This is a genomic window from Armatimonadota bacterium (assembly GCA_020354555.1).
Taxonomy (GTDB): domain Bacteria; phylum Armatimonadota; class Hebobacteria.
Genome location: CP070648.1, coordinates 1,196,784 through 1,209,673 on the forward strand (window position 1 = coordinate 1,196,784; position 12,890 = coordinate 1,209,673).

Here is a 12,890-nt window from a genome sequence, read left to right on the forward strand (position 1 = left end):
ATGAATGGCTCCGTAGCAGGACCCCGCTACGAACCTGCAACCTTCCGGAGACCCGGCCTGCGTGGGCCGCTAGCTCCGCTCAGACGCTGTGACGGTTCTGACGCTACCTGGGGCACTGCCACCGGTCGGCGCCGGACGTCAGAAAGACCGCCGGATACACGTGATACGCGATTTCCGCCGGCCCCGCCCAGCAACGAAGAGTAAGGTCGCACACGCGACCGCCGTATCCTCAACGCTCCGGCGCGGGTCGCCGCCTCCACACGTTGTACGGTATTAGATTAACCGGTGGTCCCGCCCGCACTTCGAGGTCACGAGTTCGCCGCGTTGGGGGTGTAGCTCCCCGTTCTCCGCGAATCGCTGTATCGGCTCGTCGGCGACCGACGAGCAGCGCGTCCGCGGTCGCGCCGGCCGTCCGGCTAGCGCTTCGCGGTGTAGACCGCCACCGGACGCCATACCCCGCCGAGGGAGCCTTCGGCGCCACATTGGACTGCGACCACGTTCTCGTCTCCCGGCAGCACGTAGTCGGTGATGTCGAAGTCGAACGGCATCGCCCATGAGTCCGGGTGCTCTTCTGCGGGATGGCGATACGCAAGCTCGCCATTGACGTAGAACGAACCGTACTCGTCGGTCGCGCCGACGAACATCCGCACCCGCCGTCCCGCCCAGTCTGCGGGGACGAAGAACCGCGCGCGGCCCCACGCGGCGAGGTTCTTCCATTGGCCGCGTTCCCCGCCTTGCTTGTACCACTGCGACAGCGTCGAGGCGGTGTCCCACGCGGAGTCATCCAATTCGGGCGCGAACCACCGCTCCGCCAGCCCCACGCCCTGCCGATCCAACTTGATCCGCCACACGTCGGGCAGCATGACCGACTCGTAACCGGCGAGGAATTGCGATGAGAACGGCCACAGCTGCTTGACCGCCAGCAGGCGGCGGTTGAAGCGTGCGCGCGCCGGTGACGCAAGCACGAAGTCGTTGTCCGCCGCGAGCATTTCGTCGAACAGCTCCACGCAGCGCTCGCCCGCGTTCAAGGCGGCGTCGTAGTCGAAGCCGACCGCGATCGGAAGCTGATCGCTGCCTGGGGCATCAGCCGCGCGCGCCTCGCGGCTCAGAGGCATCGCCGCGAGGTAACCGGTCAGGAAGTCGAAGGCGTAGCGCACCATCTGCACGCGCTCGCGCTCGACCGCAGTGAGCTTCGCGGCCTCGGCGTGGCGCAGGGATACGCGCATGCGGTTGATGAGCTGCGGCGGGAACATGCGCCACAGGTTGTCGTCGCCCCACCCGGGGTTCGTGGCGTTCCGCGCCCACGCGGACGCGAGGGCATGGTAGTAATCGTACATCGCGGGCCCGGCGGCGCCGAAGAACCTGCCGCAGAGGTCGCGCAGCAACGCCTGCGGGTTTTGCGTCGAGTCCCACAGCATCTGGGCATTGAAGTAGTAGTTCGGGAAGGTGGACGCCCAGGACTTGTATGATTCGAAGGAAACGCCGTGCACCCCGAGTTCGCGGTAGCTCTGCATCGCCCGCGCGTTGGCGTCGAACAGTGGGCAGTGCAGCGCGAAGACGTAGGGAATCGGATCGTACTCGTAGAGATAGACGTGGCTGCTCGCCGCGCACCAGCGCGCCAGCCACTGTCGCATGACGCGCCGCGACTCGGAGACCGGATCCGCGATCGAGTGCGCGGGGTCGAAGGTGGCGCAGAAGAAGACCGCCAGGTTGGGGTGAACCTTCTCGCGCACCGGCGGGTGAACCATGGCGCTGTAGGCGTAGATGGAGATGAGCTTGTCCGGGAACTCGCGCGCCACCGCCTCGGCCACCTGATTGTAGAACACGAGCATGCGGTCGGTGACCGCGCGCAGCTCTTTGCCCTCCGCGTCGCGGTAGCTGGCGTCCAGCGCCGTGCAGTTCGGGCACTGGCAGAAGTCGCCGTTGTCCTCCACGCACAGCGAATACGAGTTGGCGCCGGGGTGGGCGCGGAAGTAGGCAAGCAGGTGATCGGCGGTGATACGGATGACGTCCGGATTGGTCGTGCACGGCTGCGTTGGGCGACGCTCCTCCTGCACCAGAGCGTAGTACTCGGGATGGGCGTCGAAGTGCTCCTCCGGCGGAATCGGGGACAGCAGATTGTGGCCATGGGCGATGCCGCCGTGCCGGGTGAGACAGTTGCGGCGCGCCCATTCATCGAATCGCGGCATCGCGTTGGGGTCGCCGTCTGGATTCCCGTACGCGTACCAGATGACGCGCAGCGGAAACGACGGAGTGTAGGGGCCCGCCGCCGGCTCGACCGAAAGCGACGGGCGACTGGGGATGCATTCCCCGATCTCGCCGGGGATGACCCAGCGGCAGCCCAGGCGGTAGAGGAAACGGTACACCGCGTGCCACGTCTGCTCCTCGGAGCCGCCGGCGATGACCAGATTCCGGCCTTGCGCGGTGCCGAGCCGCACCGCCGCTCCCAGTGCGGGTTCGACGCGGACGACCAGCTTGGGTGCCGTCCCCGCGCGCGGTATCGGGGCGCCGACGATACGCTCCACGTATCGGGCAAGCTCATCGGCAGGGCTGGCGGCCGCGGAGCCTCTGGCCTGGATGACGCATTGGGGGGCCCCATCCCGGGCTATCACGAAGCCGCTCGCCCGCGACGGGCTGGCGACGGCAAGAGCGAAGATGCTGACGGCGAGGACGCGTGCGGCAAGCATAGAGTGCCTCCGGCTTCAAGCCCGTCCGGAAACGTGGGGAGACGGACCGAGATGTCACCCGGCGCGCCGAAGTGACGCCCGGATATGGCCTCGACTTCGCCGAGTTTTGCGAGGCTCCCTTCACCCAGCGATGCAAGCGGCGCGTGGCCGCTACATAAGGTGGTGCCGCGGGAAGCGAAAACCCTGCGCGGCCAGCGCAACCGCAGGAAGGTATGGGCCCGGACGGCCGCTGAGGTAGCTCGGTCTGTTCACCCGGGGCGTCACGCGGCGGTTCGCGGCTTGGGCTCCTCGTATGGCTTGGGCGGGGGGACCGTCCCGTACACGTCGTTGTCGGCGCCGGGGCCGAACCTGCGGTGTGCTTGCGGCGGGTCAGTATCCCACAGCGACGAGGTGATCTTGGAGAACAGTATCGCCAGCACCGCCGCCAGCGGTACGCCGTACCTCCAGAAGTCCGCCACCCCGACTCCGTGCACCAGTGGCGGCGTGAACGCCTGCGGGGCGGCGAGGGTTCCCGCAATGAGCACCAGGTACGGGGGAACGAACCACCAGGCGGTGGCCAGACGAACCCGCTTATTCTTGGCCGTGGTGCTGCCGACGTCGAGCACGCTCACGAGCAAGACGCACATCCCCGCCAGGCCGAGCAGCGACGCCTGCACGCCCACGCGAGGGTCAGCCGGACCCCGGAAATGCCACGCCGCCAGGATGATCCCAATCGCGACCGCGAGTGCTACCGAGGTCACGTCCGCAAGCCAGAGCGCGGTGCGGTTCGCCCATCGCCCTTCGAGCAGCAATCCGCTGAGCTTGTAGTGGCGGAAATTGGTGCGGATGTGCAGCAAGACGATGAACCACAATGTGAAATAGGCGCCGAGCGCGAGCCAAGGCGCAGGCAAGGGCGGCAGGTCGGGCAGGGTGCGCGCCAGCGGGAGTATGCCGATGGCGAGAGACGCGCCGCCGACACAGCCGATCGTCACCTCCATCGCTCGCCACCAGTTGAAGGAGCGGTGCCCGAATGCGCGTATCTCGATCAACTGGATGAACATCCCGACCAGGAAGCCGAACCCCCAGCCCATGTAGCCGTAAGTCAGGCCGACTAGCCCGACGTGTTCCCGGCGCACGACGCATACGATAGCCATGCACAGGAACGCGCCGAAGGTGCGGGCCCAGGCTTCGCTGCGCGGAGGCGTGAGGCGGATGCCAATGAGGTCTATCAGAACCCAATAGGCGATGTGCGCGGTGAGGATCATCCCGGCGGCAAGGATGATGATTGCCCACGGCGACCACCCGCCCAGCGCCAGGCCAAGCGCGCCGCCCCCGATGCCGCCCCACAGGCCAGTGACGAAGAACAGTGCGCCGAGCCCGTAGGCCGCGTTGAGGTGGCTTGCGCTGCGGGAGAAGTGGGCCAGCTTGACGTGGCTCATGAAGCCGCCGTATGCGAGGCCGCACGCGGCGACCGCGGCTATGTACAGGCTCGCCTGCTGCCAGTCCGCGCGGCCCGATACGAGACAGATCGCGAGGGCGATCAGCGCCCCCGGCAGGGTCGCGCCGGGCGCGCCTCCGTAGCAGCCCCGTATGCCCCAGCCGATCCCGCCCGCCAGCGCCACCAGCAGGACGGCAGCCACGCCTACGGCACCAGTACCGTCCACACGTTCCCTCCGTTCAGCAAACCGCCGGCTTCCTCGGCGGTGATTTCGGAGGGCGCGGCGTCGTTTCCTCTCGCTGTTGGCGCGGCGAGAGACTTGGTCACGGAAGGCAAGTGGCAGGGCTACATGTACGGCAACCGGGGCAGCATGCGGCGGTCTGTGGCGCCTGTCCTCCAGGCCGGAGGGCCACCCGTCTTCGAGCAGGCTGGTTCCTGAGCGGCGCGCGGCCCGCGGTTGTTCGCTTGCGGGTTCTTGTCGGCGGAGAGTCCCTGCGAACCGCGGCTAGTTGCGGTGCGTAACCGGAATCACGAACCGCGCTCGGCGACCTCGCCTCGCACCTGACCGGAGTCCTCCCCCCGCGGCGTGCGCAGCAGGAGCGACACGATCCCGCGCACCGGGCTTACGTTCTCGACCGTGGCGCCACGCGGCGGCGCCAGAGACTTGTCGGTCAAGTTGAGGATGGCGCCGATGCCCGCCGAAACCGCCAGTTCAGCTACTGCCTCGGCGTGGTTGTCATCCGTCGCGATCACGGCAACGCTGAGCCCGAGCGTTCGCGCCGCATCCGGCAGTTCTTCGACGGGTCTGACGAGCAAGCCGTTCACCTCCTGTCCGACGTGTCTGCCGTCGTGACAGAAGGCGGCGGAGATGATGCACCCAACGCTGCGGAATTCCTCGATCAAGCGCGCGTACTTCGACAGGCGCTCACAGCCCAACCACGCGGCGTGGCGCTGCTCGGCCAGGCCTGCGACGCGACGCAGATTCCGGCACAGGGCCTCGACGGCGTAGCCCGCGCTGCGCCGCCCCCAGTGGCCAATCGTGGAGAGATCCTTGCGCACCAACGCGGTGGAGATGCCGACGCGCAGTGCCAGTTCAGCCGAAGCCACGTGTTGCACGCCCTCGCGACTCAGCTCATTCAGCGCCACCAGGTATCGTGGCAGGCGCTGCCTGACTCGGGGCGGGACGTTCACAGCCGGGCGCTCGCTGCGCAGCGACTTCAGGTCCACCAGCGCTTGCACTAACGACCGGCCATTGCGCCCGCCGTTGAACTGCGCCGCGAGGCCGCACTCTACCCCCCCGTCGGATTCGAGGATCAGGCAGGAGTCCGACCGGCATTCGCGGCAGGACGAGACGCCCTGCGACTTGACGCAGGCGTAGACGGCACATTGGTTGCCTTCGCTGTGCCGCGTCTTCGAGTTGCCCAACGCGCAAGCGGAGCATTCATGCTCCAGGAAGTGCTCGCACGTGGCGCAGCTTACCAGGCCACAGATGCTGCGGGGTGCACGATGCCACACATCATGACGTGCGCTTTCATTCCGCATCGCAGTGTCCCGCACTCGGCCGCGCGCGGCGACCCAGGATCCGCGACAAAGTGACTCCCATCATCTAGTGATGCCTCCCCGGTTCAGGTTCCTTAGCCCCCATTTACCATGCACGGTTGACGCCGGTTGGGCAATTGTGGATATCCACAATACGCATCGCAAAAGCACGTTCGCGAACCGGGGCGCCGGAGCAGAGGTGCCCTGCGGGCAACGTGCGCATTTCTCGGCGTACAGAATTGCTGGCGTCGGCCGTTAGACGACGCTTACGGCGGCTTCGACCAGCACTCTCCACTGCAGCCATGCCGGGCCTTAAAGTGCAGGGCGAGTGCAACGTGAGCCGCGCGGTTCGGGATACCGGGCGGCGGCTCAGTCGCCTCGCAAGCCGCGCCACCAGCATGAGCGTCACCTCGCCTCGAGTGCCGCTGGCGAGCCGAAGCGACAAGGCGGCATAACATGAAATGCAAAAGAGGGAACAGGCGACAGAAAGTGAATACTCTCCCTTGGTTGGCGCTTACGCGGGTATGGCGGGCATGCAGCGCAGACACGGTTCAAGTCCCAGCAATCCCATCTACTCTAATCGGCCCGAAGAGCGCAGCGTATGGTGATCAGACGGTGACGCTGCGGATCCGCCTTACCCCCACGAGCCATGTGCGGGCTTGACGTTTGGTCTTCCGGCACAGGGCGCACGCCGCGGCATGGCAATGTGCTGACGGTGAGCGCGACGCCGGAAATCGTTAACTGTATTAATAAAATAACATATTCTGGTCAAGCTGGACAAGGGAACGGGTAATAGAAAAGGAAATATTTCCCTAGTTGCCACATGGGTTAAGTGGGTCGCTGGCACTCCAGCCCCGACGGCTGAGTGTGCGCAGAGGTGTTTAACCGTGCTGTTTCATCGTAGCTCTGCCGCTGCGGGACGCACCGCTTTCTCGTGGAAGGACTGCCGACGTGCGTCGGGACAACTGAAGACAGCGAGGTGATGTTGCGAGAGAGCCGTTGTCTCGCGGGGGCGCGCGCAGGACGTGAGCGTGCGATGCCCCAGCCGATAGTAGCGACGAGGGAAACGGCCATTAGCCCAGGCCACCGTGTTCGAAACACTTAAGGAGGAGGGATCAAGAACAGATGACCTGGTCACGCAAGAGCGGTGCCTTATTGGGCACGCTGGTTGTATTCACTGCTATTCTGGCGACTGCTGCGGTGCCGGCTGAGGCGCAGTACACCAAGCTCTACAAGTTCAGGAATGTGACGGGAGTCACGCAGCCATCCGCGCACGTCACGCTCAACGGACTGGAATCCATCGTTGCGCAGTACGCCCGCCCGACGCCGTGGGTTCCAGCGACGGTAGGCTACTCGGTGGTGAGCGGCGTCTTCTGCACCACGCTCGACTTCAGCGGCTACGACGTGGCGAAACGGCTGTTCGTGGAGATCGGGTGGAGCACTGCCAATAACAGCTGCCGGCTGCGCGACATGCGGTGGGGCCTTGGGCAGCCGGTCTATGCGACACAGCTCGAGGGTACGCCCGGCGGCGGCATCTTGTTCTATGATTACCCGGAGGAGGGCCAGGTGACCGTCGTGATCACCAACGACAACCCCGAAACCGGGCAATGCATCGCGCTGGCCGATGTGGACTTCGGGGTCGCCGGCTCCGAGTTGGACCTGGAGGAACTCAGCCGCCTCGCCGATGCGGGGCTGTTGGAACTGTATGTGGCGGCGATCGACGAGGACCTTGATGTGCTGCGCGAGGAGATCGCGTACTACGCGGCCGAGGGCATCCTGCCCTCGCCGTCGGACAACAGCCTCCTGCGCAAGGTTGACAAAGTCGCGGCCCTGAAGCACGACGGGCTCACATCATACCTTGACGGCGACACGGGGCGGGCGCTGTTCTACTGGGGGAAGGCGGCGCAGCAGATGGAGACCTTCATCTCTGAGGTCACGAACATATCTACGAAGGGCAATCTGCCTGCGGATATCTACCAACGGTGGATCGTGGACGGCGGGGGCGGGGAGATCGCGACGGCTCCCGAGATACGCGACGCCCTGCTCGCGCTGCCGGAGGGCCAGGAACTGCAGAGCCTGCCCGCGCTGCCCCCAGGCACACCGCTGCCGGCCTATCCCGGGCTCGACCCCGCCAACTATCGCCAGTGGCCGATCACCGAGCTGTGCCCCGGTGAGTTCACCGCGTTTGTCGTGTCCGGCGCGGCGCTCGGCTCGGGAGTCATCATGCGCGGCGCGGCGCTCGATCAGGACGGCGTGCCGTGGTTCGAATGGATCGAGCAATCGGTTGCCGAGCCGTTCGTGCTCGACACCCAGCCTCCGGAGATTACCGCCGTCAGTGCCACCCCGGCCCAATTGTGGCCGCCCGATCACTCCATCATTGACATGACGTTGGACGTCACGGTGGACGACCCCTTTGCGGTGTGGTACATCGCGGGCGTGGAGAGCAATCAGCCCGAGGATGGCACCGGCGACGGAGACTACGCGCCGGACTGGTGGCTGGATCCGAACGATCCGCAGTCATTGCAGCTGCGGTCGGAGCGCTCGGGCAGCGACCCGACGCAAGTGCGCGAATACACCATCACACTGATGGCGATCGACACCGCCGGCAACCTGTCCGAGCCGAAACTGCTCAAAGTGAAAGTGTATCACGACCAGAGCTAGGGTGCTCGGGCGCGCAGCTGACAGTGCGTGCCGCGATGCCGTCTTGGAACGTGGTGCGTGCCGATCTTGTACGCACTCCGTGATGATTCGCTCTCGGTCGCCGCGCGGCTGCACGAACGCAGCGGCGCGGCGACCGCCAAACGGCAGCCGCCGGAAGAGGCCCTCGCCTTGGCCGCTAGTCCTCCCCGCGCGAGCCAGTGTGTGACACTGTAATGGCCTCAAGTGGTGCAAGGACAACTGGGAGACGGCTATGGAGCACAGCTCTGAGTCGCGGGGCGATCGTCCTGGCGGTGCTGGTGCTCTTGATCCTGCTTGCGCCGTGGCTCACGTTCATCGAAGTGCGCGCGCTGGATGTGCTATATGCGCTGGCACCGACGCGTCAGCCCGACCCCCGTGTCGAGATCATTGATATCGGCGATGACCCCGCACCGTACGAGTACCTGCGCGACCCGCGCGATTCGCCGACTGATGGCTGCGAGGTGCCCCGGGAGGCATATGCAGAGGCGGTGCGGCGTCTGAACCGATGGGGCGCGGGGGTGATCGCATTCGACCTGATGTTCCGCCGCAGGTGCGAATACGAGGACGATGAGCTTGCGGCTGCCTTCCGTCAGGCGGGCAACGTCATCGTGGCGGCGACGACGCAGACCAGGCCGGGGGCTGTCGGGCTGCAAGATCCGGTGCCTCCCCTTCAAGACGCCGTGTGGGCCGTCGGCTCACCGGTAGCGCATCAGCCCAACGAAACCGTGCGATCCGTGCCCCTGGTGGTGCGCGATCACGACACCGGGCGGGAATACCTGGCGCTGTCCCTACTGGCGTTCCAGCGATTCATGGGCGTCAAGCCCTCGGAAACGAGGCTCAGCGAGGGGCGCTGGCTATTGACCGCCGGACGCAAGGTGCCGCTGCTGACAGGCGAGCGCATCAGCCTGCTGCCGTTGGGTGTGGCGAGCGACGCCGACGACTCTGAGCAGAGCGCCATCGCCGCGGTCGAAGTCGTGCGCGGCAGCGACGTCGAGCTGATCCCGGGGCTGAAGACGTGGAATAGCCTGCTGGTCAATTGGGCGGGGCCGCAAGGGACGATTAGGCCTCATGGGCTGAGCGAAGTGCTCGCCATTGACGACGACGCGCGGGGGCGCGAGTTGTTCGAGGGCAAGGCTATCATCATCGGCCGCGAGGAGTGGGACGTGCACTGGACCGCCATGGGCGCCATGCCTGGTCTGGAAGTCCAGGGGAACGCGCTGCAGACCCTGCTGTCCGGAGCATTCATCCGCCCCATGTCCCCGTGGGCCATGTTGGCGGTGACGGCCCTGTTCGCCTTTGCGACCGCGTCGGGCGTACGGTGGCTCAGAGGAGCGCGCGCCGTCGGCGTTGTCTTTGTACTCACGGTGGCGGCGGTGATCCTGGCGCGTCAACTCCTGGTGCAGCAGGGCATCTGGATGTACGTGTTCTACTGCGCGCTGGGCATCTGGCTTGCGTGGGGCATGACGACGGTCGCCGAAAGCGACAAGGTGACGGCGTTGCTCGGGCGGTTCGTGCCGTCGTTCATGGGCAAGGCTGAGGCGCCGCGCCTGGGCGAGGTGCGCACGCTGGACGCGTCCATCCTGTTCTCGGACATCCGCGGCTACTCGAGCACCGCCGAGCAGTTGTCCGCTGCGGACACGCTGACGATGCTGCATTCCTACCACTCGGCGGTCGAGGACATCATCGCCGAGCATGGGGGCACGATCGTGAAGACGCCCGGCGATGCGGTGCTCGCCGTGTTCTGGCAGGAGCGAAAAGGCGTCAGTCACGCGGCCTGTGCCCTGCGCGCGGGCCGAGAGATCCTCGCCGATCTGCCGGTGCATGCCCGCGAGTGGGAAGCTGCGGGGGTGCGGCTGGAGATCGGGGTCGGCATCAACGCGGGGCCGGTGGCCATAGGTCTGGTGGGCAAGCGTCATCTGGAACCGACCGTGATCGGGGACCCCGTCAACGTGGCGCAGCGCCTCGAGGATCTGACGAAGAGCCTGGGCTACCCGCTCATCTTCAGCGAGAGCGTGCACGAACGACTTGGTGAAGACGTCGAGGCCACCTGTCTCGACGAGGTCATTCTGAAGGGCCGGAAAACGCCAATCAGAGTCTACGGGTGGGTGTGCCCGGAGAACCTGGGTCAGATGCCCGAGCGGGGCGCTGACCGCGGCAATAAGGAGAGCAGTGAATGAATCCCACATCGCCCTCTTGTGCAAGCGGCCGTCGTTGGCTCGCACTGTGGGTAGCCTTGGGCTATCTGTGTCTTTTCACTTTGCACGACACGGCGCATGCAGCGAAGTCAACGTTCACGCTCCAATCGGCGCGTGGTAAAGTCGAGCTTCAGGTCGGCGGCAAGGGGGCGTGGGTTGCGCTGAAGCGGGGCACACGAGAAGCGTCGCCGGGCGACCGCATCCGCACCGGTGCCGACAGCTCCGTTTACATCGTGACCGACGACGGAGCGCGCGTCGCGGTGGGCCCGAAGACCGAGGTCGTTCTACGCGAGCCGGACAAGCCCCGCGGGTGGCGGGTCGTCGTAGGGCGGATCCTCGCTGCCATCACCGGCCCGCGGCAACTGGAGGTGCGCGCGCCGGCCGCAGTCGCTGCTGCGGAAGGCACGACATTCCAGGTTGAGGTGAGCGAGGACGGCACGACCGTGCTCACCGTGGTCGAGGGCACAGTCGCGTTCTTCAATGACGCGGGCAGCGTCACGGTGCAGGATTCACAGCAAAGCACGGCGCAGGTTGGCCAGGCGCCGACGCGCCCGATCGTCGTTGACCCGTCGAGTCTCATCGCGTGGGAAGCCAACCTGCGCACTCTAATCATCGAGCTGGAGTGCCCTCAGGTCAGCACCGACCCCGCGCAGCTCGAGCAAGAGCTGAACCAGCGGCAAGGCGCTGTGGAGCAACGTCCCGAAAACCCGGCGGCACGCGCCGCGCTGGCCGAAGTGCTGCTCGATGTGGGCCGTGCCGAGGAGGCGCTGGCGCAGGCGGAGCAGGCCGTTGGGCTCGCGCCGGACCGGAAGGCGCTCCGCGGTGTCCTGGGCTACGCGTTGCTGCGGGCAGGCCGTCCGGACGAGGCCCGCGCGGAGTTCGTGGTCGCAGCAGAGGCCGAGCCGGACAGTGCCCGGTGGCAGGTCGGGTTGGCGCTTGTCGCTCTGGGGCAACGTAATGCGGAACCTGCCGTGGAGTCATTGCAGCGCGCCGCACGTTTGGCGCGGGATGATCCGCGGCCCCATGCGTACCTGGTCGCTGCACACCTGCGGGCAGGCGACCTGCAACAAGCGGCGGCCTCGGCTGCCGAGGCCGTTCGTCTCGGGCCCGATGACTACCTTGCCAACACGTATCTTGCCTACGTCCGCCTCGCACAGGGACAGCCGGAGGACGCCATTGCGGCCGGCCGCAAAGCGGCGCAGGCGGCTCCACAATCAGCCCTTGCGCACGAAGCATTGGGGACCGCCCTGCTTTTCGCCGGGGACTTTGCGCAGGCGCGGCATGAGCTGGAGAGTGCGGTCGAGTTCAATCCTCTCTCGGCCGGCGCACACCTGACGCTTGCCAAACTGATGGCGGCGGAAGACGAACTCGAGCCCGCGCTCCAGCAGGCGCAAGTGGCGGTGGCGCTCAATCCGCAGAGCGCTCCGGCGCGCAGCACTTTAGGATTGCTGTTCCTGTTAAACAACGACCCACACCGCGCCGGCGCGCAGTTCCAGCAGGCGTTGGCTGCGGATCCGAGTCTCTCAGAGGCGCGCACGGGTTGGGGCGCGGTATTGCTCAAGCGCGGCCGCTTGCGCGAAGCGCTCGACCAGCAGAAGGCTGCGGTGTCGCTCGATACCGACTCGGCGTCGGCTCACGCGAATCTCGGCGGCGTGTACGCGTCGCTGGGCCAGATGAGCCTGGCCGTGGAGCATCTCGGCCGCGCCATCGAGCTGCAGCCCGGCTGGGGGCTCCCTTACGCGAACCTCGCCCTGGTGCATCTGGAGCAGAATCGCTTCCGCGAAGCGCTCGACGCGGGCGAACGGGCAGTAGCGCTCGGCGAGCTGTCGCCCTTCGTGCACACGGTGCTGGCGCGGATCTACATGCGCCAGGGCCGCAGCGCTCGCGCGCTTGCCGAACTGCGGCAGGCGGTGGCGCTGGATGAGCAATACCCGCAGGCGCGTTTCCAGCTCGCACAATTGTATCTGGCGCAGGATCGGTCTCGCGATGCCGTACGGGAGATACTCACCGCGGTGACTACTGATCCATCCGCGATGCTCGAGACGCGGCGCTATGCCCGGAGTGAGAACACTCTGTCCGGCGGAAGCTACGACCGCCTTCATTACGACGTGCGGCACAGCGACCAGGCCGACGAAGGGCGTTTGAGCTACTTCGCCAGCGGCCTGCTGGACGACAGCGACGGCTTCCGCGCCGTGAACCAGGATGGCTCGGAGAAGTTCCTGGAGGTGATCGCCGGGCAGCAGGCCGAGCCGACGCGGCAGGTCGTCTTCTTCGGCACGTTGTTGGATCGCAAAGGCGGCTTGCCGGGCCCCGTCACGGCTACCTCGATCGGAGACGGCGACGATCGCCAGGGTTTCCTGGGCTATGACGCGG

Annotated in this window: 6 protein-coding genes; 3 read left to right on the forward strand and 3 right to left on the reverse strand. The window is 66.5% G+C overall.

Annotated elements, in window-relative coordinates; genetic code table 11:
• Positions 1 to 416: 416 nt before the first annotated feature.
• From JSV65_04905 to JSV65_04915, 3 genes are all read right to left on the reverse strand, one after another.
• Positions 417 to 2,687 (reverse strand): DUF4838 domain-containing protein, encoded by a 2,271-nt coding sequence (locus tag JSV65_04905; GenBank protein UCH35692.1) that lies wholly within the window; start codon positions 2,685 to 2,687, stop codon positions 417 to 419.
• A gap of 260 nt (positions 2,688 to 2,947) precedes the next feature.
• On the reverse strand, positions 2,948 to 4,330 hold the full coding sequence (locus JSV65_04910) for a hypothetical protein (GenBank protein ID UCH35693.1): 1,383 nt from the start codon (positions 4,328 to 4,330) through the stop codon (positions 2,948 to 2,950).
• 302 nt (positions 4,331 to 4,632) lie between these two features.
• On the reverse strand, positions 4,633 to 5,646 hold the full coding sequence (locus JSV65_04915; protein ID UCH35694.1) for a redox-sensing transcriptional repressor Rex: 1,014 nt from the start codon (positions 5,644 to 5,646) through the stop codon (positions 4,633 to 4,635).
• Between the two features lie 1,122 nt (positions 5,647 to 6,768).
• Here JSV65_04915 and JSV65_04920 point away from each other — a divergent pair.
• From JSV65_04920 to JSV65_04930, 3 genes are all read left to right on the forward strand, one after another.
• On the forward strand, positions 6,769 to 8,304 hold the full coding sequence (locus JSV65_04920) for a hypothetical protein (GenBank protein UCH35695.1): 1,536 nt from the start codon (positions 6,769 to 6,771) through the stop codon (positions 8,302 to 8,304).
• A gap of 296 nt (positions 8,305 to 8,600) precedes the next feature.
• Positions 8,601 to 10,499, forward strand: coding sequence for an adenylate/guanylate cyclase domain-containing protein (locus tag JSV65_04925; protein ID UCH35696.1), 1,899 nt, complete (start codon positions 8,601 to 8,603; stop codon positions 10,497 to 10,499).
• Positions 10,496 to 12,890 (forward strand): tetratricopeptide repeat protein (locus JSV65_04930; GenBank protein ID UCH35697.1); only part of this gene is annotated, 2,395 nt, incomplete at its 3' end. The genes JSV65_04925 and JSV65_04930, both read left to right, overlap by 4 nt.